The 24562-nt window shown below is 74.7% G+C and carries 24 protein-coding genes; 10 read left to right on the top strand and 14 right to left on the bottom strand.

Annotated elements, in window-relative coordinates; all coding sequences use genetic code 11:
• The first annotated feature begins 85 nt into the window (after positions 1-85).
• Positions 86-1576 (top strand): alkaline phosphatase PhoX, encoded by a 1491-nt coding sequence (locus ACGFSC_RS25580; RefSeq protein WP_359905361.1) that lies wholly within the window; start codon positions 86-88, stop codon positions 1574-1576.
• On the opposite strand, the gene ACGFSC_RS25575 is transcribed toward ACGFSC_RS25580, so the two are convergent.
• Positions 1564-3207, bottom strand: coding sequence for a helix-turn-helix domain-containing protein (locus ACGFSC_RS25575; RefSeq protein WP_359905364.1), 1644 nt, complete (start codon positions 3205-3207; stop codon positions 1564-1566). The genes ACGFSC_RS25580 and ACGFSC_RS25575 overlap by 13 nt on opposite strands.
• Positions 3208-3626: 419 nt before the next feature.
• Here ACGFSC_RS25575 and pruA point away from each other — a divergent pair, with 419 nt between their 5' ends.
• Positions 3627-5255 (top strand): L-glutamate gamma-semialdehyde dehydrogenase, encoded by a 1629-nt coding sequence (gene pruA / locus ACGFSC_RS25570; protein ID WP_359905367.1) that lies wholly within the window; start codon positions 3627-3629, stop codon positions 5253-5255.
• A gap of 214 nt (positions 5256-5469) precedes the next feature.
• Positions 5470-6399: a proline dehydrogenase family protein gene (locus ACGFSC_RS25565; protein WP_359905370.1), complete on the top strand. Its 930-nt coding sequence runs from the start codon at positions 5470-5472 to the stop codon at positions 6397-6399.
• Positions 6400-6463: 64 nt separating this feature from the next.
• On the opposite strand, the gene ACGFSC_RS25560 is transcribed toward ACGFSC_RS25565, so the two are convergent.
• The gene (locus ACGFSC_RS25560) at positions 6464-7057 is read right to left on the bottom strand and encodes a Uma2 family endonuclease (RefSeq protein WP_359905373.1); all 594 of its coding nucleotides are present in this window, start codon (positions 7055-7057) and stop codon (positions 6464-6466) included.
• 147 nt (positions 7058-7204) lie between these two features.
• On the opposite strand from ACGFSC_RS25560, the gene ACGFSC_RS25555 reads away from it, so the two are divergent.
• Entirely contained in the window at positions 7205-7897 is a 693-nt protein-coding gene (locus ACGFSC_RS25555; RefSeq protein ID WP_359905375.1) for an RraA family protein, read from the top strand.
• 5 nt (positions 7898-7902) lie between these two features.
• On the opposite strand, the gene ACGFSC_RS25550 is transcribed toward ACGFSC_RS25555, so the two are convergent.
• From ACGFSC_RS25550 to ACGFSC_RS25535, 4 genes are all read right to left on the bottom strand, one after another.
• A complete protein-coding gene (locus ACGFSC_RS25550) occupies positions 7903-8391 on the bottom strand; it encodes a GNAT family N-acetyltransferase (RefSeq protein ID WP_359905452.1) in 489 nt (162 codons plus the stop codon).
• A gap of 100 nt (positions 8392-8491) precedes the next feature.
• Positions 8492-9469 (bottom strand): SGNH/GDSL hydrolase family protein, encoded by a 978-nt coding sequence (locus ACGFSC_RS25545; protein ID WP_359905378.1) that lies wholly within the window; start codon positions 9467-9469, stop codon positions 8492-8494.
• Between the two features lie 172 nt (positions 9470-9641).
• Positions 9642-10982 (bottom strand): TerD family protein, encoded by a 1341-nt coding sequence (locus ACGFSC_RS25540; RefSeq protein ID WP_359905454.1) that lies wholly within the window; start codon positions 10980-10982, stop codon positions 9642-9644.
• 169 nt (positions 10983-11151) lie between these two features.
• Positions 11152-12495, bottom strand: coding sequence for a hypothetical protein (locus tag ACGFSC_RS25535; protein WP_359905381.1), 1344 nt, complete (start codon positions 12493-12495; stop codon positions 11152-11154).
• A gap of 329 nt (positions 12496-12824) precedes the next feature.
• Between ACGFSC_RS25535 and ACGFSC_RS25530 the strand changes: the two genes are divergently transcribed.
• Positions 12825-13325 carry an SsgA family sporulation/cell division regulator gene (locus tag ACGFSC_RS25530; RefSeq protein WP_359905384.1) on the top strand — a complete coding sequence of 167 codons (501 nt, stop codon included), beginning with the start codon at positions 12825-12827 and terminating at the stop codon, positions 13323-13325.
• A 43-nt stretch (positions 13326-13368) separates the two neighbouring features.
• Here ACGFSC_RS25530 and ACGFSC_RS25525 read toward each other — a convergent pair whose 3' ends face one another.
• From ACGFSC_RS25525 to ACGFSC_RS25515, 3 genes are all read right to left on the bottom strand, one after another.
• Complete coding sequence (locus tag ACGFSC_RS25525; RefSeq protein ID WP_359905387.1) at positions 13369-14805, bottom strand: GAF domain-containing protein; 1437 nt, start codon at positions 14803-14805, stop codon at positions 13369-13371.
• Positions 14806-14999: 194 nt separating this feature from the next.
• The gene (locus ACGFSC_RS25520; protein WP_359905390.1) at positions 15000-16244 is read right to left on the bottom strand and encodes a M56 family metallopeptidase; all 1245 of its coding nucleotides are present in this window, start codon (positions 16242-16244) and stop codon (positions 15000-15002) included.
• Entirely contained in the window at positions 16241-16690 is a 450-nt protein-coding gene (locus ACGFSC_RS25515; protein WP_359905392.1) for a BlaI/MecI/CopY family transcriptional regulator, read from the bottom strand. Before ACGFSC_RS25515 ends, ACGFSC_RS25520 begins: the two co-directional genes overlap by 4 nt.
• 115 nt (positions 16691-16805) lie before the next feature.
• Here ACGFSC_RS25515 and ACGFSC_RS25510 point away from each other — a divergent pair, with 115 nt between their 5' ends.
• The 5 genes from ACGFSC_RS25510 (at position 16806) to ACGFSC_RS25490 (ending at position 20850) form a co-directional block, all read left to right on the top strand.
• Positions 16806-17474, top strand: coding sequence for a DedA family protein (locus tag ACGFSC_RS25510; RefSeq protein WP_359905395.1), 669 nt, complete (start codon positions 16806-16808; stop codon positions 17472-17474).
• Complete coding sequence (locus tag ACGFSC_RS25505) at positions 17471-18133, top strand: phosphatase PAP2 family protein (RefSeq protein ID WP_359905398.1); 663 nt, start codon at positions 17471-17473, stop codon at positions 18131-18133. Before ACGFSC_RS25510 ends, ACGFSC_RS25505 begins: the two co-directional genes overlap by 4 nt.
• A 199-nt stretch (positions 18134-18332) precedes the next feature.
• The gene (locus ACGFSC_RS25500; RefSeq protein ID WP_359905401.1) at positions 18333-18848 is read left to right on the top strand and encodes a pyridoxamine 5'-phosphate oxidase family protein; all 516 of its coding nucleotides are present in this window, start codon (positions 18333-18335) and stop codon (positions 18846-18848) included.
• A 194-nt stretch (positions 18849-19042) separates the two neighbouring features.
• A complete protein-coding gene (locus ACGFSC_RS25495; RefSeq protein ID WP_359905404.1) occupies positions 19043-20164 on the top strand; it encodes a TIGR03364 family FAD-dependent oxidoreductase in 1122 nt (373 codons plus the stop codon).
• An 11-nt stretch (positions 20165-20175) separates the two neighbouring features.
• Positions 20176-20850: a phosphonatase-like hydrolase gene (locus ACGFSC_RS25490; protein ID WP_359905407.1), complete on the top strand. Its 675-nt coding sequence runs from the start codon at positions 20176-20178 to the stop codon at positions 20848-20850.
• Positions 20851-20896: 46 nt separating this feature from the next.
• Here ACGFSC_RS25490 and ACGFSC_RS25485 read toward each other — a convergent pair whose 3' ends face one another.
• The 5 genes from ACGFSC_RS25485 to ACGFSC_RS25465 form a co-directional block, all read right to left on the bottom strand.
• The gene (locus tag ACGFSC_RS25485) at positions 20897-21526 is read right to left on the bottom strand and encodes a hypothetical protein (protein WP_359905410.1); all 630 of its coding nucleotides are present in this window, start codon (positions 21524-21526) and stop codon (positions 20897-20899) included.
• Positions 21523-22209, bottom strand: coding sequence for a hypothetical protein (locus tag ACGFSC_RS25480; protein ID WP_359905413.1), 687 nt, complete (start codon positions 22207-22209; stop codon positions 21523-21525). Before ACGFSC_RS25480 ends, ACGFSC_RS25485 begins: the two co-directional genes overlap by 4 nt.
• Complete coding sequence (locus ACGFSC_RS25475; protein ID WP_359905416.1) at positions 22199-23527, bottom strand: putative T7SS-secreted protein; 1329 nt, start codon at positions 23525-23527, stop codon at positions 22199-22201. The genes ACGFSC_RS25480 and ACGFSC_RS25475 overlap by 11 nt, the downstream gene beginning before the upstream one ends.
• Positions 23524-23820 carry a hypothetical protein gene (locus ACGFSC_RS25470; RefSeq protein ID WP_359905419.1) on the bottom strand — a complete coding sequence of 99 codons (297 nt, stop codon included), beginning with the start codon at positions 23818-23820 and terminating at the stop codon, positions 23524-23526. Before ACGFSC_RS25470 ends, ACGFSC_RS25475 begins: the two co-directional genes overlap by 4 nt.
• 170 nt (positions 23821-23990) lie before the next feature.
• Positions 23991-24482, bottom strand: coding sequence for a hypothetical protein (locus ACGFSC_RS25465; RefSeq protein WP_359905421.1), 492 nt, complete (start codon positions 24480-24482; stop codon positions 23991-23993).
• Positions 24483-24562 lie beyond the last annotated feature (80 nt).

Genomic DNA, 24562 nt, shown 5'->3' with positions numbered 1-24562 from the left:
CATGCCGGGTTCACCCGTCCGGCGGAGCCTGCTGGGCGTCGGCATCCCGCACCGACGCCCCCGCTCATCCTCAGGAGTTGCTGCCATGTCGCTGTCCCGCCGGGACTTCGTCAACCGTTCCACCCTCGTCGGGGCCGGCGTGCTGATCGCCGGCAGCGCCGAGGCGCTGGCCAGCGCCCCGGGCGCGATCGCCGCCCCGGTCGGCGGCGAGGCCCCGGTCGCCGCGGCCGCCGGGACCAACTCGGCCGCCGGCACCGCCGTCGGCTACGGCCCGCTGGTCCAGGACCCGGGCGGCCTGCTGTCCCTGCCGAAGGGCTTCTCGTACAAGGTCCTCAACCGGGCCGGCGTCACCAAGCTGCGCACCGGCGAGTTCACCCCGAGCAACCACGACGGCACCTCCGCCTTCGAGGACGAGCGCGGCGGCAACTACATGGTCGTCAACCACGAGCTGGCCGGCGCCCGCGCCAACTGGCCGCACCCGGTGCCGCTGACCGAGGGCCACGTCTACGACCCGGGCGCGGCCGGCGGCTGCACCATCGTGCACGCCAAGCGGGACGGCTCGGTCGAGCAGTGGGTCGGCATCGCGGGCACCGCCACCAACTGCGCCGGCGGCGTGACCCCGTGGGGCACCTGGCTGTCCGGCGAGGAGACCGAGGACAAGGCCGGCAAGAACGGCTTCACCAAGGACCACGGCTACATCTTCGAGGTCGACCCGTTCGACGACGACTACAACCGCGACCCGCAGCCGGTCAAGGCCTTCGGCCGCTACGCCCACGAGGCCGTCGTGGTGGACCCCAAGCGCGGCCAGGTCTACCTGACCGAGGACGCCTCGAACCCGAACGGCCTGCTGTTCCGCTGGACCCCGCCGGCCGGCTTCAAGCACGGCCGCTACAAGCTGCGCCGGCTGGCCGCCGACGCCGGCGTGCTGGAGGCCTTCAAGGTCTTCGACGCGCAGGGCAAGTTCATCGACGACCTCTCCCGCGCCACCGCGGTCGGCACCACCTACGGCGTGGACTGGGTCAAGGTCGCGGACCGCGACGCCAAGACCGTCTCGGTGCGCAAGCAGTTCAAGGACGGCGAGGTCACCCGCGCCCGGAAGCTGGAGGGCATGTGGTGGGGTGACGGCGGCTTCTACTTCGTCTCCAGCTTCGCCCGCTCGGAGAGCCCGCTCCAGCACGACGGCCAGGTCTGGTTCTACAACCCGGCCCGCCGCACCATCACCCTGAAGGTCCTGCTGGGCGTCAACACCGACGTCTGGGGCGACCACGACAACTTCGACGGCCCGGACAACATCACCGTCTCGCCGTACGGCGGCATCGTGATCTGCGAGGACGGCGAGGGCGTCTCGCACCTGTTCGGCGCCACCGAGGAGGGCCTGGTCTTCCCGATCGCCCGCAACGAGCTGAACATCGGCACCGCCGAGAAGCCCGAGTTCAGCGAGTTCACCGGGGTGACCTTCTCGGACGACGGCAAGACCCTCTTCGCCAACATCCAGACCCCGGGCATCCAGCTGGCCATCAGCGGCCCGTGGCGCCGGCTGAACGAGCACAAGCGCGGCCAGGGCTACGGCGAGTGACCCTCCGAGCGTGAAGGGCTGCCCGCGGACCACTCGTCCGCGGGCAGTCGCAGTTGCAGCATGGCCAGCAGGCGCTGCTGCGGCTGGGCGAGGTCGATGCCGGTCAGCTGCTCGGCCCGGCGGACCCGGTAGCGCAGGGTGTTGGGGTGGATGTGCAGGGCGTCCGCGGCCACCCGGACCTCGCCGAGCGCGTCCAGCCAGGCCAGCACCGACTCGGCGAGCCGGGTGCCGTGCCGGCGGTCGTACGCGGCGAGTGCGGTCAGCCGCGGGTCGCGCAGGCCGGAGCGTTCCTGGAGCAGCGCCAGCATCTCGCTGACCAGCACCTCCGCCTGGACGTCGATCAGCGCCGCGACGTCGAGGTCCACCCCGCCGCGGCCCATCGCGTCCAGGATCCGGTCCGCCTGCGCGCGGGAGTCGGGCACTTGGGCCAGGCCGTCGACGGTCGAGCCGATCGCGGCGCGCAGCGGGACGCCCAGGTGCTCGCGGGCGGCCGTCACCACCTCGGAGGCCCAGTCGCGCACGGTGGTCATCGGCAGGCCGGGCGGCAGCTCGGGGAGCAGCACGTACACCCGGGACTCGATCGGGGCGAGCAGCGCGGTGCGGTGCCGGGCCGCGGTGTGCACCGAGATCAGGCCGGTGACGTCGGAGCGGTGCAGCGCGTCCGTGGTGCGCGCGCTGTAGGCCAGCACGGTGGCCGGGCGGCGCAGGTCCAGGCCGAGGTGGGTGGCGAGCGACTGGGGGCCGGTGGAGCCCTCCAACAGGCCGGTGAGCAGGGTCTGGGTGAGCCGGACGTCGGCGGACAGCTCCCGACGGCGGCGCACCAGCTGGGCGGCCGCGACCCGGGCGGCGCCGACCAGGGACTGCTCGGCCAGCGGGGCCAGCGGCTGGGCGCCCTCCTGCACCCAGATGGTGCCGAGCGGCTGCGCCCCGGCCCGGATGCCGACCGCCAGGCGGCGGCGCAGGCCCAGCTCGGGGTGCGGCTCGACCGCGATCGGGGCGTCCGAGCTGCGCAGGTGCTGGAAGATGCCCCACTCGCGGAGCTTGGAGAGGTACGGCTCCGGGCCCTGCCAGCCGAGGATGGACAGCCGGCGCAGGTCGTCGACCTCGTCGGAGTCGGAGGAGCGGGAGTAGGCCAGCACCCGGCTGGAGGTGTCCTCGATCGAGACGATGCCGTTGGTGAGCACGGCGACGGTCTGGGCGAGGGAGAAGAGGTCGCCGGCGTTGGGTTCGGGGGAGCCGGGGGCGTCCGGGGCGTCCGGGCCGGCGATGATCGCCCGGGCGAGCGAGTCGAGGTGCTCCCAGCGGGTCTCGCGGCGCACCGAGAGCAGGGCGACGCCCGCGTCGGTGGCGGCCTCGCGCAGCGCGTCGGCCTGGCCGGGGCCGTCCAGCTTGACCGCGACGGCGGCGGCCCCGGCCCGGCCGGCCGCGCGCAGGGCGGGCAGGGCGGCGCGGCCGCGGGCGCCGATCGCGAGGACGAGCTCGCCGGGGGCGGCGGTCGGCGGGTCCTCCGGGTCGAGGATGGCGACGTCGCGCACCGCGACGTCCAGGCCCTGCGGGGCGGCCTGCAGTTCGACCAGCGGTTCGCCGAGGGACATCAGGAGTTGACGGAGCGGCAGGCCGGAGGTGGTCACGCCGGTCCTCCTTCATCCGCCCGGACAACGTTTCGCGGTCGATTTTAGCCGGGCGGACAGAGTTCGGGGCTGTCGTCGGGCGGAAGGCCGTCCGTGACCCCGCCGGCGCACCGCGTGCGCCGTCCGCGCACGGTTCGGAGGCCGAGCGCTGTTCGGAGTCCGAGCGCCGGAGCGCGAGCCGGTGGCCGGGGCCAGGAGCGTGAGCCGGTGGTGCACGGAGGTGTGAACCATGGGGTAGGAGGGGACGATTCGTGACCGCGGCGTGACCAGGTTCGTCGGGCCGGACAACGCCGTACGGGGGAATTTAGCCGCGCGGCCAATCAAGTGGCCCGGTGGCCAGGAATAGCGTTCGTGCTGTGGTCGGCGTGCAACCCGCGCCGGCAGTCCCCCCGCACTGAACGAAGGAGAGCGTGCGCTCTATGGACGCTGTGACCCAGGTCCCCGCGCCGGTGAACGAGCCGGTCCACAGCTACGCCCCCGGGAGCCCGGAACGGGCTCGCCTGGAGGCCAAGCTGAAGGAGCTGGGCGGCCAGGAGCCGGTCCAGCTGACCATGACGATCAACGGTGAGCGCCGGATGGGCGGCGGCACCGAGATCCACGTCGTCCAGCCGCACAACCACGCGGCTCGGCTCGGCACCCTGCGCAACGCCACCCAGGCCGACGCGCAGGACGCCATCGACACTGCCCTGGCCGCTGCCCCGGCCTGGCAGGCGCTCTCCTTCGACTCGCGCGCCGCGATCTTCCTCAGGGCCGCCGACCTGCTGGCCGGCCCCTGGCGCGAGACCCTGGCCGCCGCCACCATGCTCGGCCAGTCCAAGACCGCCCAGCAGGCCGAGATCGACACCCCCTGCGAGCTGGTCGACTTCCTGCGCTTCAACGTGCACTTCGCCCGCCAGATCCTGGCCGAGCAGCCGATCTCCTCGGACGGCGTGTGGAACCGCAGCGACCACCGCCCGCTGGAGGGCTTCGTCTACGCGATCACCCCGTTCAACTTCACCGCGATCGCCGGCAACCTGCCGACCGCGCCCGCGCTGATGGGCAACGTGGTGCTGTGGAAGCCCTCCCCGACCCAGCAGTTCTCCGCGCACCTGCTGATGCAGCTGCTGGAGGAGGCCGGCCTGCCCAAGGGCGTCATCAACATGGTCACCGGCGACGGCCTGGCCGTCTCCGAGGTCGCGCTCAAGCACCCGGCGCTGGCCGGCATCCACTTCACCGGCTCCACCGCCACCTTCCAGCACCTGTGGCGCGAGGTCGGCAACAACATCGCCGGCTACCGCACCTACCCGCGGATCGTCGGCGAGACCGGCGGCAAGGACTTCCTGGTCGCCCACCCGTCCGCCGACCCGAAGGTCCTGAAGACCGCGATGACCCGCGGCGCCTTCGAGTTCCAGGGCCAGAAGTGCTCGGCGCTGTCGCGGGCCTACGTCCCGGCGTCGATCTGGGCCGGCCTCAAGGACGAGTTCGCCGCCGAGGTCGAGGGCCTCACCATGGGCGACGTCAGCGACCTGAGCAACTTCATGTCGGCCGTCATCGACGACCGCTCCTTCGCCAAGAACAAGGCGGCCATCGACCGCGCCCAGGCCGACCCGCAGGTCGAGGTCCTCGCCGGCGGCAGCTACGACGACTCGGTGGGCTACTTCGTGCGCCCGACCGTCCTGGTCTGCCAGGACCCGGCGAGCGAGTACTTCAAGGACGAGTACTTCGGCCCGATCCTGGCCGTGCACGTCTACGAGGACGAGAAGTACGAGGAGATGCTGGCCCAGATGGAGTCGGTGTCCCCGTACGGCCTGACCGGCTCGATCATCTCCCAGGACCGCGCCGCGGCCCAGGACGCGATGCACAAGCTGCGCTTCGCGGCCGGCAACTTCTACATCAACGACAAGCCGACCGGCGCCGTCGTCGGCCAGCAGCCCTTCGGCGGCGGCCGGGCCTCGGGCACCAACGACAAGGCGGGCGCCAAGCAGAACCTGGCGCGCTGGACCTCCACCCGCTCGGTCAAGGAGACCTTCGTCCCGCCGACGGACTACCGCTACCCGCACATGGGCTGACCAGCCCCGTGCCGCTGATCGTACGGCTCGTCCAGTAGCCACCGGTCACCCGCGACGCCCGGTCCCGCAGCCGGGCGCCGCCCGCCGGGGCGGCGGGGCCCACCCACCCGTCGCCCGCCGCCACCCTTCTTGGGACGCGCTGCGCGCGGCTCCCCGGATGCCCGCCGCCCCGGCCCTTCTGCCACCCTTGGAAACACCAGCTCCAGGAGTCACGATGCTCCGTTCCGCCCTTCTCGCGGCCTCCCGGTCCCCGCAGGTCCGCACCGTGGTCGAGAAGTTCCCGCCGACCCACGCGATAGTCGAGCGCTTCGTCGCCGGCGACGTCCTCGACGACGCCGTCACCGCCACCGACGACCTGATCGCCACCGGCCGCAAGGTCACCCTGGACCACCTCGGCGAGGACACCCAGGACGCCGCCCAGGCCGCCGGCACCGCCGAGGCCTACGAGCACCTGCTCAAGGCCCTCAAGGACACCGGCCTCGCGGCCGGCGCCGAGGTGTCGGTCAAGCTGTCGGCCGTCGGCCAGTTCCTCCCGGTGGACGGCGAGAAGATCGCGCTGGAGAACGCCCGCCGCATCTGCGAGGCCGCCGCCGACGCCGGCACCACGGTGACCCTCGACATGGAGGACCACACCACCACCGACTCCACCCTCGCCATCGCGCGCGAGCTGCGGGCGGACTTCCCCTGGCTGGGCGTCGTGCTCCAGGCCTACCTGCGCCGCACCGAGGCCGACTGCCGCGACTTCTCGGGCGAGGGCTCCCGCGTGCGCCTGTGCAAGGGCGCCTACAAGGAGCCCGAGTCGGTCGCCTTCCAGGGCAAGCACGAGGTCGACCTCGCGTACGTCCGCGCCCTGAAGGTCCTGATGGCGGGCGAGGGCTACCCGATGATCGCCTCGCACGACCCCAACATGATCAAGATCGCCGGCCAGCTGGCCCAGTGGAACGGCCGCAAGCGGGACTCCTTCGAGTACCAGATGCTGTTCGGCATCCGCCCCGAGGAGCAGCTGCGCCTCGCCGGCGAGGGCAACACGATGCGCGTGTACCTCCCGTACGGCCAGGAGTGGTACGGCTACTTCATGCGCCGCCTCGCGGAGCGCCCGGCCAACCTGACCTTCTTCCTGCGCGCCATGGCCACCCGCGGCTGACCCGGCGCCCCAGGCCACGGCCCGCACCCCTGACGGGGGGTGCGGGCCGTCCGCGTTCCCGGCGTCAGAGGAAGGGCTTGGTGTCGAGGTCGAATGCGAACGGCGCGGGGATGGCGAGCGGTTCACCGAAGGCGGCGAGGTGGGCCTCGGTGTACTCCTCGCGATGCGGTTTGCCGAAGAGGCTGACCTGGGACTTCTCGCGGTCGATCAGCAGGTAGAGCGGGATGCCGGCCCGCGCGTAGCAGTGCCGCTTGGTGATCCGGTCCTGATCGGGTTTGGCGGACGTCGCCTCCGCGACCATGGCGACACCGTCCGGTTCCATCCAGGACGGCGCGCCGCGGAAGAGGCGGAGCTCCTCGGGAGCGAACGTGGCGTCGGGGATGACGTGGTTCTTCGGGCAGAGCCCGCCGCTCACAAGGCGCAGGCCCTTGCCGCCCGAAACGCTCATGTCGGTCCTGGAGAGGCGGATCACCTGCTTGAGCAGGTGATTGATGTGGTCCTCGTGATCGCCGTCCGGCGGTGGTGCCACGATGATCTCTCCCTCGATGAGCTCGGCTCGGAAGCCTTCGGGGGAGTGCAGGCTCAGGAAGCTCTCCAGCAGGATGTCGGCCTGCGTCGGGGAGCCCGTGATCGGTTGCTCATGCGCCACAGCACTCATGATGCCCCTCCTTCAGAGGGTGGTCACGCTATTGGCGGCTCGACCGGGCTGTGCCGTAGGCGGCGGAGTTTCACTCGATGGTGTGAGTTTGAAGCCTGGCATAGGATCCGGGCTGGTGAACTGGGCTGTCGGTGAGAGGAGTTGGCGATGCTGAAGGCTTTCGCGGAGCTGTCCACGCCGTTGGTGGCGGACGCCTGTGTGCGGCTCGGGGTGGAGCCGCGGGTGGCGCCGGTGGGAGTGGGGGCGGTGGTGGCCGGGGCCCGGGTGGCGGGGCGGGTGCTGCCGGTGCGGCACTACGGGAGCGTGGACGTGTTCCTGGAGGCGTACGGCGCGGCCCGGGACGGGGACGTGCTGGTGGTCGACAACGGCGGGCGGACCGACGAGGCCTGCATCGGGGACCTCGCGGTGCTGGAGGCGCGGGCCGCCGGGGTGGCCGGGATCGTGGTGTGGGGGCTGCACCGGGACACGCCCGAGCTGCTGGAGATCGGGCTGCCGGTCTTCAGTTACGGGGCGCTGCCGCTCGGCCCGGTGCGGCTGGACGGCAGGGAGCCGGAGGCGCTGCTGACGGCGAAGTTCGGCCCGCACCCGGTGAGCGCCGAGGACGTGGTGTTCGCCGACGCGGACGGGGTGCTGTTCGTGCCCGCCGACCGGGTCGGCGAGGTGCTGGAGACGGCCGGCGCGATCGCCCGGACCGAGCGCGCGCAGGCCGGGCGGATCGCGGCCGGGGACACGCTGCGGCGGCAGACCGCCTTCGACGAGTACCTGCGGCGCCGCGCCGCGGACCCGGCGTACAGCTTCCGGCAGCACCTGCGGCGGGTCGGCGGGGCGATCGAGGAGTAGGGCGGTTACAGCGGCCGGTGCATGACGTGCAGGCCGACGTATCCGTCCACCGGGTGGAGGAAGGCCTCGGGGACGGTGCCGACGATCTCGAAGCCGAGCGATCGGTAGAGCTTCACGGCGTGGTGGTTGCTGGCGACCACCGCGTTGTACTGCATGGCGCGGAAGCCGGCCCGGCGGGCCCAGTCGAGGGTGTACTCGACCAGGGCCCGCCCGATCCCCTCGCCGTGGCGGGCCGGGTCGACCATGTAGCTGGCGCTGGCCACGTGCGAGCCGTTGCCGGGGCGGTTGCGGTTCATGTTGGCGGTGCCGAGGACCCGTCCGTCCTCGTCCACCGCGACCACCGTGCGGTTCGGGGCGGCGAGCATCCACCACTCGCGGCCCAGCTCGGAGGGCATGTCCAGCGGGTAGGGGAAGGTCTCGCCGGCGGCGACGACGGCGTGGAAGAACGGCCAGATGGCGGGCCAGTCCTCGGGGGTGGCCTCGCGGATGTCGATGGGCATCGGACCAGGATGATCCCCGACGGGCGGGCGGGCCACCGGTTTTCGGTGGTCCCGCCCGTCGGGCCGGTCGTCGGGGGCCGCGTCGCGGGGCGGGTCAGCCGCCGAGGAGGGCGTCCTCGACCAGGGCGGCGGTGTGGGCCTGGCCGCGGGCGTTGGGGTGCACCACGGCGTATTCGAGGGGGATGACGCTGGTCAGCACGCCGTCCAGCCAGTGGTCGGCGTCGCAGACGCTGTGGCCGGCGCTGGCGGGGTAGAGGTTCACGAAGGTGTCGCCGCGGGCGGCGGTGTCCTGGGCGATGAGCGCGTTGAGCGGCTCCAGGAGCGCGGTGCGGGCCCAGGCGAGGTCGCCGGTGGTGAAGGTGCCGAACTGCAGGGGGTTGCCGAACTGGCAGAGCGTGGCGTCCTCGGGGACGAGGTGCGGGTAGCCGACGGTGAGGACCCTGGCGGACGGGGCCTTGGCGTGCAGCGCGGTCAGCATCCGGGCGTAGTCGCCGCGCAGCCGGTTCAGGCGGTCGGGCAGGCTCGCGTCGAACTTGTTCTTGCAGGGCGTGCCCCGGCCGAGCTGGACGGCGCCGAGTTCGATGCAGCTCTTGAGGATCTCGGCGAAGCCGAGGTCGTTGCCGCCGATCCCGACGGTGACCAGGTCGGTGGCCGGGTCGACTGCGTCGATCTGCGGCGGGACGGACGGGTAGGGGCCGTTGGGGTCGGTGCCGAGCGGCGGGAGCGGCCGGCCGAGCGGGGACTGCGCGCCGGTGTCGACGCTGCCGGTGGTGGCGCCGCTGCAGCTGACGTTGCGCAGGGCGACCAGGGAGCCGAGGTCGCGGCGGAGGATCTCGGGATAGGAGTCGACGGTGCGGGCGCAGCCGTCGCGCGGTTCGGTCTCGTCGCCGGTGGCCACGACGACCCCGGCGGTGTAGGAGTCGCCGAGGGCTGTCCACCGCAGTGCGGCGGCGCGGTCGCCGGGCCGGGCGGCGGCCTGGGCGCTGGCCTGGGCGGTGGTCGGGGTGATCAGTCCGGCGGCGAGCACGGTGGCGGTGCCGGCGACGGCGAGGCGGGACAGGAAGTGTGGCACGGCTCTCCTCCTCGGGGTGCGGGGGAGAGAGCGGATTCACCCCCCTGAGAGTCAATCGAGTCGCCGTGGTGGTGACTTGATGCCTCAAGGGGGTGAATTCACGGGCGCGGATGTGACGTCGTGAGGTCGTCGCGTGGCGTCGCGGCCTCGCGGGACCGGCGGCGGTGTGCGGCTACAGCACCGCGGCGGCGGGCTCGATCATCGCCCGCGCGGTCTTGCCGTCGACGTACTCGCCGATTGCCGTCATCTCCCACTCGCCGCCCGGACGGCGGACCAGCTTGCACATCATCACACCGGTGTGGGGCTCGGAGTTGGTGAGGTCGAAGCGGACCAGCTCCTCCTCCGTCCGGGCGTCCAGCAGACGGCAGTAGGCGTCGCGCACGTCGGTGAACTTCTGGCCGGAGAAGGAGTTCACGACGAAGACCAGCCCGTGGACCTCCGCCGGCAGGCCCTCCAGGTGGACGGTGATCGCCTCGTCGTCGCCGCCCTCGCCGCCGACCAGGTTGTCGCCGGAGTGGGAGATCGCGCCGTTGAAGATGCTCAGCTTCATGAACCAGGCCGTCTCCAGCCGCTTGTGCCGGGCGTCGAAGGCGAGGCAGGAGGCGTCCAGGTCGATGTCACGGCCGCGGCCCGCGGACTTCCAGCCGAGAGCCATCCGGACGGAGGAGAGGAACGGGCGGCCGTTCTTGACCAGGGAGACCGAGCTGCCCTTGACCAGGTTGACCCGGCCCTTGTCCAGGGTGATCTTGGCGGGGGCGGCCGGGGCCGCGGGCGCGGCGGGGGCCGGGGGAGCCGCGGGCGGGGCCGGGACGGCGGTCTGGCCGGTGGCGAGGGCGATCCGCGGGTCGACCGGGGTACCGGAGACCGGGGTGGCGGTCGGGTGCCCGGCCGGTGCGGGCGGGGCGGCCGGCGGAGCCGGGAGCTGGACGGTGCGGTCCACCGGGGCCGGCGGCGCGACCGGCGCGGCGGGGGCCGGGGCGGCCGGGGCCGGGACCGCGGCCGAGGAGGCGGGGGCCGGGGAGTCCTCGACGGAGACGCCGAAGTCGGTGGCGATGCCCGCGAGGCCGTCGGCGTAGCCCTGGCCGACGGCGCGCACCTTCCAGGCACCGCCCCGCAGGTAGACCTCGACCACGATGAGCGCGGTCTCCAGGCCCAGCCGGGGCGGGGTGAAGGTGACCAGCACCTCGCCGGTGTCGGCGTCGCGGACGGTGGCGGTGGGCTCCATCCCGGCGAAGGTGGAGACCTGGTCGGCGGGGCTCGCGGTGACCACGATCTTGGTGATGCCGGCCGGGACGGCCCGGGTGTCGACGGTGATCGCGTCGGGGGTGCCGGCGGTGGCCGGGCGGTGGCTGACGCCGGGGCCGTTCGGGGCGTTGAAGAAGACGAAGTCGTCGTCCGAGCGGACCTTTCCGGCATCGGTCAGCAGCAGGCCGGAGACGTCCAGCGCCTTGGGCGCGGTGACCTCGACGCTCACTCGCGCGGCGGTCAGCGGTGCGTTGCCGCCTTGGGTCAGGACGGTGGACACGGACTCCTCCTCGGGTGCGGAACGGCGGCCCGGCCGGGGCCGTCGGGGCGCCGGGCCGGGGTGCTGCCCACAGTAACGAACGAGGTTCGGGGATGTGCCCGTCCGGAACGGCCGACCGCGGATCGTCGAACGACCGTTACACCCGGCCGTCGGCAGGTCAGCGCGCCGCGGTGGCCGGGGCGGTGGACGGTGCGGAGCCCGGGGAGGGGGCCGTTGCGGAGGCCGTTGCAAGGGCCGGGCCGTCGGCCGGTTCGGGGAGCTGCGAGGCGGCCCGGGCGCGGGGCGCGCACGGCTCGACGGGCGGCGGCTGCGCCGGGCCGAAGCCCCCGAGCGCGGCGACCGCGCGGGGGTGGTCGAGGGCGAAGGCGGAGACGCTCCAGCTCTCCGCCGGGGCCGCCTTGCGCGCCGCGGCGGACGGCTCCGCGGCCGGACGGGCGCCGCGGACGCCGAAGGTGTAGTGGCCGGGCCGGACGTCGGTGCCGGGCGGGGTGGTGAAGCGGTAGACGAGGGTGCCGCGTTCCTGCTGGGCGGTGACCACGGCGCCCGGCAGGTCGGTCCAGGCGGCGCCGGTGCCGGGTGCCGACTCGCCCGGGGCGAGCCGGAACTCGGCCTGGAACGCGGTGACCGGCTCGGCCACCGCGAGGGTGAGCCGGTGGCGCAGGCCGTCCCGGCCGAGCGGGGAGAGCAGGGCGGCGCCGGACAGCGCGTGGTCGGTGTCCGGGGCGCTCCCGGGGTCGGCCGGGCCGGCGCCCTCGACGGGGTCGACGGGGGCGGTGGGCCCGGTGGGCGCGTCCTTCCCCGGGGCGCCCGCGGCGCCGACGTCCGGGAGGGACGCGGCGGGCGGCGGCACCGGGCGGCCGGGCACGGTCGGTCGCAGCCCGGGGATGTTCGGTCCCTGGCCGGGGGCGGAGGGGTCGTAGCCGGGCTGCTGGGCGTTCCAGGGCGGGGCGGGGACGGAAGGGGAGGGCGAGGGGCCGGCCGGGGCGTCGGCGCCGGTGCCGGTGAGCTGGGTGCCGTGGGCCGGTGCGTCCTGCCCGGCCGAGGCCTGGCCGCCGGTCTGGGGCGTGCCAGGGCCCGGTGTGCGGGACGCGGGCGGGGTGGCGGCGACCGGCGCGGCTCCCGACGGGCGTGCCGAGAGGTGCGAGGAGGGGGCCGTCGAGGGGTGGCCCGCGGCGGGGCGGCCGGCGGCGGGGGCGGACGACAGGCCGTCGGTCGGGGTCTGCTCCGAGGCCGCCTCGGCCTGGTCGGTGGCGCCCGGCGTGGGCGGCGGGGTGGAGCCGACCCGGGCGACGCCGGCCCGGCGGCCGATCCCCTGCTGTTCGTTGAGCAGCAGGGTGGTGGCGATGCTGATGCCGACCACGGTGGACATCGCCATCGCGGCACCGGACAGGCGCAGGGTGGGCAGCCGGAACAGGCCGCCGAACGGGCGCGGCCGCCCGTGCCGACCCTGCCGTGCGGGCTCGTGGTGCACGTCCCGCGCGGTGTCCTCGCGCACAGCCACCGGACCCCTCCCTCCCCGAAGCCGCCGTCGCGTCGCCGTATTCTCCCACGCGTCGCCGCCGGGTCCGGCTCCGGCCGTCGCGGGCCGGTTCCGCGCGGGCCCGCCCGGGGAGAGGGCAGAGCGTACCAGTGGGTGATCACCTCCCGGTCGGCCCCCGTCCATTTCGTGGACGCCCTTTCGACACACGGAAGTTGACGGTCCGTCTGACAAGGGCTGGTAAGGAGCGGCCGCCCCGGACGGGGGTTATTGCAACCCCCTTGCAACCCTTGCCCGGTGCGCCGGGCGTGACGCAGGCTGAGGTCATCCCACGCCGTCCCGGAGAGACCGTCATGCCGCCCGACCCGCTGTCCGCAGCCTCAAGTGCACCCCTCGCCGCCACCCCCACGGGCGGCGATGGGGACGGCTCCACCGCCGCTCCGGCGGCGGTGGAGGAGGTGCTGATCCTGCGGATCTCGCTGGGCGAGGAGGTGGTCGGCGAGGTGCGCACCCGGTTCCGGTTCGTCGCCGCGCGCCCGTACGAGGTCCTGCTGACCTTCCACCTGGGGCGGCCCGACGAGGCCGACTGGGTGTTCTCACGCGAACTGCTGCGCGACGGGCTGCGCGCGCTGAGCGGCCAGGGCGACGTCAAACTGTGGCCGGCGTACTGCCCGTGCCACGGCGCGACGCTGCACCTGGCGCTCGAATCCCCGCACGGCAGCGCCCTGCTGGAGGCCTCCAAGCCCCGGGTGCAGGCCTGGCTGGACCGCACCTACGCGCTGGTCTCCGAGCACCAGGAGCGCCGCTGCGGTCCCACCGACGCCGAGCTGGCCGCGCTGCTCGCGAACGGCTGACGACGGGGCGCCGGATCCGCTCCGCCCGGCCGGCGGCGGAGCGTCAGCGGCGCTCCGTCGGCGCGGCGACGCGCGGCGGCGGCAGGGGCGGCGCACCGGGCAGCCGGGCCGTCCCCGCGGCCAGCGCGGCCCGCAGCCGCCGCACGGCCGGGGCCGAGGAGGAGGGCAGCAGGTCGTACGGGTCGTCCGGCCCGTCCACGGTGACCAGCACCGACTCGGCGATCCGGTACGGCCGGTGGGCCAGCAGCCCGCCCAGGTAGCGGCGCAGCCGGGAGAGCTCCGCGCGCACCGTCACCGTCCGGCCCGGGTCGCCGAACAGCGCGTCGGCGAGCTGGGCGGCCGTGCTGCCCTCGCGTCCGGTGGCGAGCAGGAGCAGCAGTTCGGCGTGGCGCGGGCTGAGCGGGTGCGACCAGCTGTCGGCCGCGCCCCGGACGGACAGCCCGGGGCGGTCCGGGCGGCGCAGGTCCAGCCGGAGGTGGGCGCCCTCGGCCTGCTCGGCGGTCACCGTGCCCGAGCCGTTCTCCCCGGGCGGCCGGACCGGGCGCACCAGCCAGCCGTCGGCGAGCGGCTCCAGCGCGCACTCGCCGAGGCCCGGCACCCAGTGCACGCCTGCCGGGGTCCAGCCCTCGCTGGGCACCCGCAGCCGGCTGGGCGGCGGCAGCCCGGCCGCGGCGGCGGTCCAGCCGGCCGCGTCCACCACCAGCGCCGGTCCGCCGACCCGGGCGAGCAGCGGGGCGGCCAGGGTGCGCAGCTGGTGCAGCGCCTCCAGCCGGTGGGCGCGCAGCTCGGTCTCGGCCAGCCGGGCGGCGGTCGCGGTGAGCTGGAGCAGGTACGGGCGGATGCTGTGCGCGGGGCCGCTCAGGTTGATGGCGCCGACCAGCTGCCCGGTGCCGGGGTCGCGCACCGGTGCGGCCACGCAGGTCCAGGAGTGGTGGCTGCGCAGGTAGTGCTCGGCGGAGTGGACGTGCATCGGGCGCCGGGCGCGCAGCGCGACCGCGATGCCGTTGGTGCCGACGCTCTCCTCGATCCAGCGGGCGCCGGTGATGAAGCCGATCCGGTCGGCGCTGCGGCGCAGGCCGCGTTCGCCCTCCTGCCAGAGCACGTGGCCCTCGGCGTCGGCGACGGCCAGCAGCAGCGGGGCCGTGCCGCCCGTCTCCACCAGGGTCTCGCGCAGCACCGGCAGGACGGTGTCGAGCCCGCTGGTGCGGCGTCGCTGTTCGATTTCGCCGGGGCCCAGCAGGACGGCGGCGGCGCCGGTGTCGGGGTCGAGGCCGAGGCGGCGCAGCCGGGCCCAGGAGTCGCCGATCTCGGGCCGGGGTTCGAGCAGGCCGGGGCCGCCGGTCTCCTCGGTGCGGGCGGGGGTGGACAGTTCCCGGGCGGCGGCGTCGGCGAGGGTGCGGTCGTGGACCTTGGCCAGCTCCGTCGCGGACGGCGGGGTGCGGCGCTCTGGTCGTCGGGACTGCCGTCCGGTCTGCCGCACTCGCTTCGCTCCTCGCCGCCGTTCGAGGACGCGTCGGGGCCGACGCGCTGACGAAAGCGTACGGGTGCGGTGGGCCGCTGGGGACGGGGTCGGGCAAGTCGGCATACCGGGCGGTACGGAACGCGGGTCCGGCCCCGGGCCCGGCCGTGCCCACCGGGGTGCGGGGCCCGACCCCCGGCGGCCACGGCCGGCGGTCAGCGCTGGGCGCCGGAGCCCTGCTGGGCCGCCTCCACGGTGTGGTGCAGGTCGGCGGTGGCCTCCAGGGCGGCGCCGGTGCTCAGCGCCAGGCAGGCGGCCAGGGCCACGGCGGCGGCCCGCAGCCAGGTGCCCGGGGCGGAGGCCGGGCGGGGCCGGAGCAGTGCGGCGACCCGGCGCGGGACCGGGCCGGAGTGGGCGGTGGCGACCGTCCGGGGGCGGGCCGGCCAGGGGGAACGGCTCGCGGCCAGGGCCGCCCGGCCGACCGCGCGGGCGGTCACGGCGCGGTCGCCGACCCGGGCCGCCGCGACCTCGTCGGCCCAGCGCTCCAGGTGGTACCCGAGGGGTGCGCGCAGCGGGCGCAGCGCCGGATGGACGTCGGCGGCGTGCTCGGCGAGGGCGAGGAAGAGGTGGTGGCGGGCGGTCAGGTGGGCCCGTTCGTGGGCGAGCAGGGCGGAGCGCTCGGGGCCGTCGAGGGCGCGCAGCATGCCGGAGGTGACCACGATCCGGCCGGGCTCGCCCGGTCGGCCGGGGCGGCCAAGGCGGCCGGGCAGGGCGAAGGCGTCGGCGCAGTCGTCGTCCAGCACGGTGAGCGGGTGGTCGGCGGGCCGGAACAGCGCGGCGGGCCGCAGGAGGGCGACCGGCCGCAGCCGGGTGAGCGCGGGCGGCCACGCCGAGGGGCGTGACCGGCGCACGGAGGCGCACGGGGGGCGCATGTCCGAATGCTGGGCAGAGGAGGGGGCGCGGCCCGGCCGGTGGGCGCCCGTCCGGTCCGTCCGGTCCGTACGGTGGCGGTCGGTGCGGTCGGTGCGGTCGGTGCGGTCGGTGCGGTCGGTGCGCTCGGTGCCGCCGGTGCCGTCGGTGGGTCGGCCGGGGTGGTCGTGGGCCGGGAGCGCGGCCCGGGCGGTGCGCAGCTCCCGCTGCCGCCGGTGGACGGTGCGCGCCGCCAGTGCGCCGAGTGCGAGGAGCGCCAGGGCGGCGAGCGCGGCCGCGAACGGCGCGCCGGGCGAGGCGGCGGTGAGCCAGGGCAGCGAGAGGTGGCCGAGGGCGGCGACGGGCGGGAGCTGGAGCAGCCCGTCGGCGGCGAGCAGGCCGAGCGAGCAGAGCGTGCCGCCGGCCAGCACGGCGGTGGTCGCGGCCAGCATCCAGGCGGCGGCCCGCGGCGGCAGCGCCTCGGCGAGGCGGCGGGCCAGCGGGGCGGCCAGGAAGGGCAGCAGCAGCGGGACCCAGACGGCGAGCATCATCGGCCGGCCGCTCCCGGGGTGCCCGGGCCCGCGGTGTCCGGGCCCGCGGCGCCGGCCCCGGTCGCCTCCGCGCCCGGGGCGCCGTCGCCGAGCAGTTCGCGGAGCAGCTGCTCGTCCTCGGCGGAGAGGTCGGAGACGAAGCGGGCCAGCACGGTGGAGCGGTCGGACTCGCGGCCGAGTTCGGTGTGCATCCGGCGGGCGGCGAGCCCCGCGGTGTCCTGGACGGTCGGGGTGTAGGCGTAGGCCCGGCCGGCCCGGGTGCGCACGACCGTGCCCTTGTCGAACAGCCGGCCGAGGATCGTCGCGATGGTGGTGCGGGCGAGGTCCCCGCCGAGCGCGGCCTGGACGTCCTGCGGCGTCATCGGCTGCCGGGCGGACCAGAGGGCGGCCAGCACCTCGGCCTCCAGCTCCCCGGCGGGCCGGCGGGCGGACGGTACGTCGGGCATGGCGGCGCTTCCTCCAAGTTTCGTCTACAGTCATGTAGACCGTCTACGCAACTGTAGACGGTCTGGGCGGGTTCCGATGCGAACCGCCCCCCAACGTACGGGAGGTCCGTCGGCCTTGCTCCAGTTCCTCGCCGATCCGGCCGTTCACCTCGCGGTGAACCCGCTGGACGCGTCCTCACTGCTCGCCGCCTTCGGCGCGCTCGGCATCGCCGTGGTGCTGTTCGCCGAGACCGGCCTGCTGGTGGGCTTCTTCCTGCCCGGTGACTCGCTGCTGTTCACCGCCGGACTGCTCTGCGTCCCCGGCGCCACCAAGGGCCCGCAGCTGCACCTGTGGCAGGTGCTGCCCGCCGCCCTGGTCGGCGCGCTCGTCGGAGCCCAGGTCGGCTACCTGATCGGCCGCCGCGGCGGTCGGGCGCTGCTGGCCCGGACCCGGCGCAAGAGCCTGCTGGAGGGCGTGGCGCGGGCCGAGGAGCTGTTGACCAAGTACGGGCACGGCAAGGCGATCGTCCTCGCCCGGTTCATCCCGGTGGTCCGTACGGTGCTGAATCCGCTCTGCGGCGTACTCGACGTGCCGGTCCGCTCGTTCACCCTCTGGCAGGTGCTCGGCGGCGTGGTCTGGACGGTCGGCGTGGTGCTCGCCGGGTACGGGCTCGGCTCGTCCGTCCCCAGTATCGACCGGTACCTGCTGCCCATCATCGGTCTGGTAGTAGTTGTCTCCGTGCTCCCCATTGTTCTCGAACTGTTCCGCGCCCGTAAGGCGCGACGTCACGGAGGTGACATGTGACGCCATCCCGGGCGCTCGCCGTGTACGACGGCAGCGGAATCGACGGCGGCCTGTACACCCGGGTCAACGGCTGGGCGCAGTCGGCCCCGCACTGGCTGGACGAGCTGATCAAGGTCTGGTCGGCGCTCGGCCTCGGGCTGTTCGCGGTCTTCATGCTCCTCGCGTGGTGGCGGGCGCGCGGCGCGGACTCGGCCGTGATGGCCAGGGTGCTCGCCTCGCCGGTGATCGTGGTCGTCGCCTACGGCGTCAACTCGGTGTTCAAGGGCATGGTCGAGGAACTCCGGCCGTGCGCCCAGATCCCCGGCAGCGTCGCGCTGGAGACCTGCCCGGGTACCGGGGACTGGTCCTTCCCGAGCAACCACTCGGTGATCGCCTTCGCCGCCGCGGCCGCGCTCTGGTTCGTCGACCGGCGGCTCGGCTGGGTGGCCGGCCTGTTCGCGGTGCTGATGGCCGCCTCCCGGGTCTGGGTCGGCGTGCACTACCCGCACGACGTGGCGGTGGGCGCGCTGGTCGGGCTGCTGGTCGCGGTGGTGCTGGCGCCGCTCGCCGGGCGCTGCGGACCGCTGGTGGACCGGATGCGGGCGGGTGCGCTGCGGCCGCTGCTCGGGCCGGGCGCGCTGCCCCCGGTCGACCGCGGCTACGCGACGCATGGGCGCTGACCCCGCCGCCGACGCCGCCGGGCACTCCGACGCCGCTGCGCGCTCGGACGCCGTTTCCCGGGCCGCCCGCCCCTTGTCCGGTTTCGGACGACGGGTGGAGCATGTGAGCCGGGCGTGGGGCCTCCTCCGGGGGGCGCCCGCCCGGCTCAGTCGTGCTCGGGCGCGCGGGCGCCGGGCGTGCCAGCGGAGGGAGTGCCGAATGCCGTACCGACTCGACATCACGCAGGGGGACTGGCCGGGGGACCTGCTGTACAAGGGCGTCGAGGGGCTGCTGGCCGAGGCCATGGTGCTCACCCTCGCCACCGCGGGGCACGAGCACGGCCCGCACGCCAACCTGGCCTTCTTCGCGTACGACGACGACCTCGTCCTCTACTTCGTCAGCGAGCGCTCCACCCGGCACAGCCACCACCTGGCCGAGGAGGCCCGGGCCGCCGCCACCGTCTTCCTGCCGCCGCCGGTCTTCGGCGAGCAGCTGCGCGGCCTCCAGCTGACCGGCAGCGCGGGCGAGGCCTGGGGGCGGCAGGCCGAGGCGGCGCTGGCCGCCTACCAGGGGCGCTATCCGGCCTTCGCGCGGGACGAGGAGGCCCGGCGGCAGTTCCTGACCGGCGGCGGGGCGGCTGCGCTGTACCGGTTCCAGGTGGAGGAGCTGACGGCGGTGGACGAGCCGAACTTCGGCCGGCGCAACTACCTGCGGGCGCGGGTGGTGCGGTCGTAGCCGCGCCGGTCGTCCCGACGGGCCCGGCGGCTGCGACCGCCGGGGCCGCCGGGGTCACGGGGCCGCAGGCGCGGCCGGGCCGTGGGCGCCACCCCCGAATGGCCGTCGGGTTGTCTGTACAACTTCCCAGGTGGTTCATCTCCGGGACGGCAGTCCGACGCCCCTCGGACACCCGGGCGCATCAGCCTGGACGCATGAGAGTCATCGTCGTAGGAGCAGGCGTGCTCGGCAGCATGCACGCCTGGCAGGCCGTCGAGCGCGGCCACGAGGTCGTCCACCTGGAGCGCGAGACCGAGGCCCGCGGCGCCTCGGTGCGCAACTTCGGCCTGGTCTGGGTCAGCGGCCGGGCGCAGGGCGAGGAACTGGACACCGCGCTGCGGGCCCGCGAACTGTGGGAGTCCATCGGCGCCCGCGTCCCGGACCTCGGCTTCCGGGCGAACGGGTCGCTCACCGCGATCCGCACCGAGGCCGAACTGGCCGTCGCCGAGCAGGCCCTGACCCTGCCGGACGCCGCCGCCCGCGGCTACCGGCTGCTCGACCCGGACGAGACCCGCGCCGTCAACCCGGCCCTGCGCGGCAAGCTGCTCGGCGCCCTGTGGTGCGAGCGCGACGCCGCCGTCGAGCCCCGCACCGCCCAGCGCGCGCTGCGCGGGTACCTGGAGTCCACCGGCCGGTACACCTTCCTGCCCGGGCGCGAGGTGCGCGAGGTGGTCGGCGAGAACGCCGTCCGCGACGACCACGGCGACATCCACACCGGCGACCTGGTGATCCTCTGCACCGGAGTCTGGCTCGGCGGCCTGGTCCGCGAACTCGCCCCCGCCCTGCCGGTCCGCCGGGTCCGCCTCCAGATGATGCAGACCGACCCGCTCGGCGAGACCCTGACCACCTCCGTCGCCGACGGCGACAGCTTCCGCTACTACCCGGCCTTCGCCGGCACCGCCCTGGACCGGCTGCGCGAGACCCAGCCCCAGCCGCCGGTCGCCGCCGAGCACAGGATGCAGCTGCTGATGGTCCAGCGCCGCGACGGCGGCCTGACCATCGGCGACACCCACGAGTACGACCAGCCGTTCGGCTTCGACGTCGTCGAGGACCCGTACGACCACCTGGCCGGCGTGGTCGAGGAACTGCTCGGCCGCCCGATGCCGCGGATCCGCCGCCGCTGGGCCGGGGTGTACGCCCAGTGCGTCGACACCACCCGGGTCGTCCACCGCGAGCGCGTGCGCGACGGCGTCTGGCTGGTCACCGGCCCCGGAGGCCGCGGCATGACCTGCTCGCCCGCCATCGCCGAGACCACCGCCCAACTCGCAAACCTGTAAGGAACCTTGTTGTGACCACCGATATCCGCCTGGTCGTGCTCGACATGGCCGGCACCACCGTCGCCGACGACGGCCTGGTCGAGCAGGCCTTCACCGCGGCCGCCGCGTCGCTCGGCGTCGAGGCCGGCAGCCCGGAGTTCGACCCGATGCTGGCCCACGTCCGGGCCACCATGGGCGAGTCCAAGATCTCCGTCTTCCGGCACCTGTTCGGCGAGGAGGAGAAGGCCCGGCGGGCCAACGCCGCCTTCGAGGCCGCCTACGACGACCTGGTCGACGCCGGCCACTGCGCCGCCCTGCCCGGCGCCGCCGAGGCCATCGCCGAACTGCGCGGCCGGGGCCGCAAGGTGGTCCTCACCACCGGCTTCTCCCGGACCACCCAGGACCGCATCCTGGACGCCCTGGGCTGGCGGTCCGTCGCCGACCTGACCCTCTGCCCCGCCGAGGCTGGCCGCGGCCGCCCGTACCCCGACCTGGTGCTCACCGCGCTGCTGCGCACCGGCACCGACTCGGTCCACCAGGTCGCGGTCGCCGGCGACACCGGCTACGACATGCTGACCGGCACCCGGGCCGGCGCCGCGGTCGTCGCCGGCGTCCTCACCGGCGCCCACGACGAGGCCCGCCTGCGGGCCGACGGCGCGACCCACGTCCTCGGCTCGATCGCCGAACTGCCCGCCCTGCTGGGCTGATCCGGCACCCCGCCCCGGGCCCGGCCCGGGGCGGTTGCCGGTCGGCTCAGACGGTCGACGGCCCGGGCCGGCGCACCGACCAGAGCACGACGCCGTCGATCAGGACGTTGCAGCCGAGGAACAGCAGCAGGTAGGCGGGGGAGTCGACCTCGCCGGGGAGCTTGGGGGCGACCCGCCCGGCCGGGTCCATCCGGACGGTGACCACGTCGCCGCGCTTGAACAGCGCGTCGCGCTCCTCCAGCGGGCCGCCCGGGACCTCGTCGTTCAGCTCCGTGGCGGCCAGGGTGTACGCCCGCCCGGTGCCGTGGAGCGAGTCGGTGACCTTCTCGTCGACCACCACGGCCCGCACCGTCCGGCCCGAACCCAGGATCAGGTTGGTCCAGGCGGCGGAACCCGCGAGGTACGCGACGAAGGCGACCGCGCAGATGCCCGCGCTCCAGCCGAACATCCTCTTCTGGAACGCGGGGTTGGTGTCGGCGTCGCGGCGCAGGGCGAACGCGATCAGCATCACCAGGGGGTAGCCGAACCCGACCACGGTGGCGAGGAACGAGTTGACGTAGACGTCCAGCGCGATGACGGCGACGAGCACGGCGGTGGAGAGCGCGATGAGCGCCACCGCGCCCCCGAGCCGGCGCGGGCCGCTTCGGGTCTCCTGGGCGGGCGGAGCGACTGTCATCCGAAGGCCTTCCGGACGTTGTCCCACTGGTCGGGCGGCGCGGTGTCGCGGCTCTCGTCCCGGGGCGGGTGGAAGGAGATGCCCCGGTACGCGGCGGCGACCAGCGGCAGCCACTCGTCCCAGTGGTCGACGTCCTCGGTGGTGAAGACGGCGGCGACCACGTACGGGCTCCACGGGTGCGGGATCAGCAGTTCGAGCTGGCGGACCGTGCCGACGGCCGACTCCGGTACGCCGAAGACCGCGCCGGGCACCGGGACGGTCAGCTCGCGGGCGGCCAGGGCGGCGCGGCCGAGCGGCAGGTCCACCACGCCGACGTCGGCGTCCGGCCAGGCCTCGGCCAGCTCCGCGGCGACCCGCGCGGGGTAGCTGCCCGGCGCGCCGAGGTCCTGCGGGCGGAGGAAGACGGAGAGCACGCCGTGGATCGGACCGCCGTCCCCGGCCCGGACCAGACAGCCGGACACGTGGACGGCGCCCTCCCGCAGCTGGGCCTGGAGCGCGGTCTCGGAGGCGATCACGGCGGCGAGCTTCTGCTCGGCCCCGGCGTCGGGGAAGAGCGTGTCCAACTGCTCCGCGGCCCGGGCCATCCGGTCGCCGGGGTCCTCGTCCAGGTCGACGGCGGTGAAGCCCGCGGGCAGGTCGAGCCAGAGCGGCGGGGCGGTGGCCCCCGGGGTCTCAACGGCCATAGCCGGCCGCCCATCCGCCCATGCCGAGCAGGTTGCCGACGGTGGACACGCTGCCGATGATGACGTTGGCCTTGCCGCCGCCGGCCGCCATGCCCGCCGAGCCGATGACGCTGTTGCCGCCGGTGGTGTAGTTGACCGCGCCGGCGAGGTTGTCGCTCGGGTTGTCCTGGGTGAGCGCGTACGCGGTCGGGGCGTTGAGCCCGGCGGTGGTGGCGGCCTGGACGCCGTCGGAGACGTTCATCGCGGTGGCCTTGGAGACGCCGAGCTTGATGGCCGGCTTCTCGATCGCCGTGGTGAAGAGCGGGTTGGCCGGGTCGATCCCCCGGGCGGCGGTCCGGACCTCGGTGGACCCGGCGGAGACCGCGCCGCGCACGCCCGCACCGGCGGCGCGGGCCTCCCGGACGGCGGTCACGCCCTTGGCCGCGACGCCCACGCCGGGAATCGCGCCGAGGACGTCGCCGCCCAGGGTCAGCCAGTTGCCGATGTTCTTCTGCGGCGGCCACAGCTGGCCCTTGGCGGCGTACTGGGTCGCGTGCGCGCCCGCGGCGGCGGCGCTCAGCAGGAGCGCCGGCAGCGCGAAGGCGGGGAAGAAGATCGCCGCGACGCCGCAGACGCCGGCCGCGACGGTCAGCAGGTCCGCGCCGTGGTTCTTGAACCAGTCGCCGACCTTGCTGAGCCAGCCGGGCTCCGGCGGGGCCTTGCTGTCGGCGGCCTTGCGGACGGCCTCGGCCGTCTTCCTCGCGTCCGACTGGTGGGTCCCGGCGAGCTCGTGGGCCTGCTTCTGGAGGCCGGCCAGCTCGTTGGAGGCGCTGGTGAGCAGGCCGGCGGCCGAGTCGAGGTGGCTCTTCGCCGTGTTGTAGCGCTGTTCGGCGGCGGCGAGGCTCGCGTCGTCGGAGTAGTGGCGGCCGGCCAGTTGGAGGTCGGGGGCGGCGGCCGCGGCGCTGTGCGCCCGGTCCGCTTCGTCCTTCTTCTTCTTGGCGGCGACCGCGGAGGCGGCCAACTCGGCCGCCTTGGGCTGGTGTTCGGTCAGCGCCTTGTACCAGACGTCGAGCGCCGTGTAGGCCGCGGTGATCGAGTCGGCGGCGTCCTGGAGGTAGCCGGGGAGCTTGTCGAACTGCTTGGCGAACTGCTTGGCGGCCTCGCCCGTCCACTCGCCCTGGTTGGAGGAGAGCTGGGAGAGCGTGGTGTGCACGCCTGTCAGGTGCTGGCCCACCCGGCGCAGGCCGGTGCTGAGCGCGGTGACGGCGGCGGAGTCGCCGGGGGTGGGGTTGAAGCCGAGGCCGGACCAGTCGGGCGCCGGCGGCGTCGGGGCGCTCACGACTGCCCCGCCGGGGTGAGGACCTTGACGATGCTCTGCTCGGTGCCGTCGTAGTTCTTCTGCACCTGCTCCAGGCCCTCGTCCAGGACCTTGACGCACTCCCGGACCTTCTTCAGGCCGAACTGCCACTTGTCCTTGAAGTGCCCGCAGGCCTCGTCCAGGAAGTCGAAGCCGGTGCCGGTGTGGCCGGCCGCTTCGAAGGCCTTGAGCCCCTGTTCGAGTTCGTCGCCGCAGCCTTTGAGGTCCTGGGCCAGCTTGGCGAGGAATTCTGTACTGACTTTGAAGTCGGACACTTTCGCCCCCCGATGCGTCGTTTGTCGGACCGGGCGAGCATAGCCCCGACCAGTGCGCCGATGATCGCCCGCGCCGGGGTCCGGGGGAGGATGTTTGCGGGACCTTTACGGGCCGTCGACGCCTTCTTGACGTCGGCGGCCCGGCCCGGTGGGACGTGCGAGGGTCGGTCTCAGCGGCGCCAGAAGCCGCGCTTCTTCGGGGTGACGAGCTGCACCACGGCCGTGACGAACAGTTCGGCGACGGGCGAGGGCCCCGGGCCGTGGTTGAGGTGGCTCTCGGCGGTCCACTCGCCGAGGACGGTGCCGGGGCTGCCGTCGAAGGGGCTGAACGCGTGCTCCAGGGTCACGTAGCGCACCGACCTGGCGCCCTGGGGCTGGACGGCGGCGACGAAGTGGGCCTCGGTGGCGCCGACCGCGGTGGGCAGGGTGACCAGCAGCATGTGGTGGCCGTCGACCGACAGGTGCCGGCAGTCGAGGCCGTGGTGGGGCAGGCGGTCCTCGGGCGGCAGGGCGGCGCCGAGGTCGTCCCAGATCTGGGTGACGACGGGCAGCAGGCTGCCGCCGTCCGGGGTCGGGGTGGCCACGCGCGGGCCGAACTCCAGTACCTGGCGGGCGAGTTCGCGGTGGACGAAGCGGTAGTGGTGGGGTCGGGGGTCCGTCATGGGGGACACCGTAGCGAAGGCTTCGGGGCGGGAGGCCGGCACGTCCGACGTCCCGCCCCGACAGGGTGGTTGACCAGCGT

Source organism: Kitasatospora sp. NPDC048715 (assembly GCF_043198905.1).
GTDB lineage: Bacteria > Actinomycetota > Actinomycetes > Streptomycetales > Streptomycetaceae > Kitasatospora > Kitasatospora lactacystinica.
Note: the sequence above shows the minus strand (reverse complement) of the source record. Positions and strands in the feature narration are given on the sequence as shown.

Coding starts and splice junctions, on each gene's coding strand:
- ACGFSC_RS25560 (WP_359905373.1), bottom strand. CDS start 7,057: ATGAGTGCTGTGGCGCATGAGCAACCGATCACGGGCTCCCCGACGCAG.
- ACGFSC_RS25565 (WP_359905370.1), top strand. CDS start 5,470: ATGCTCCGTTCCGCCCTTCTCGCGGCCTCCCGGTCCCCGCAGGTCCGC.
- ACGFSC_RS25530 (WP_359905384.1), top strand. CDS start 12,825: ATGCCGCCCGACCCGCTGTCCGCAGCCTCAAGTGCACCCCTCGCCGCC.
- ACGFSC_RS25500 (WP_359905401.1), top strand. CDS start 18,333: ATGCCGTACCGACTCGACATCACGCAGGGGGACTGGCCGGGGGACCTG.
- ACGFSC_RS25485 (WP_359905410.1), bottom strand. CDS start 21,526: ATGACAGTCGCTCCGCCCGCCCAGGAGACCCGAAGCGGCCCGCGCCGG.
- ACGFSC_RS25495 (WP_359905404.1), top strand. CDS start 19,043: ATGAGAGTCATCGTCGTAGGAGCAGGCGTGCTCGGCAGCATGCACGCC.
- ACGFSC_RS25580 (WP_359905361.1), top strand. CDS start 86: ATGTCGCTGTCCCGCCGGGACTTCGTCAACCGTTCCACCCTCGTCGGG.
- ACGFSC_RS25515 (WP_359905392.1), bottom strand. CDS start 16,690: ATGCCCGACGTACCGTCCGCCCGCCGGCCCGCCGGGGAGCTGGAGGCC.
- ACGFSC_RS25480 (WP_359905413.1), bottom strand. CDS start 22,209: ATGGCCGTTGAGACCCCGGGGGCCACCGCCCCGCCGCTCTGGCTCGAC.
- ACGFSC_RS25520 (WP_359905390.1), bottom strand. CDS start 16,244: ATGATGCTCGCCGTCTGGGTCCCGCTGCTGCTGCCCTTCCTGGCCGCC.
- pruA (WP_359905367.1), top strand. CDS start 3,627: ATGGACGCTGTGACCCAGGTCCCCGCGCCGGTGAACGAGCCGGTCCAC.
- ACGFSC_RS25465 (WP_359905421.1), bottom strand. CDS start 24,482: ATGACGGACCCCCGACCCCACCACTACCGCTTCGTCCACCGCGAACTC.
- ACGFSC_RS25555 (WP_359905375.1), top strand. CDS start 7,205: ATGCTGAAGGCTTTCGCGGAGCTGTCCACGCCGTTGGTGGCGGACGCC.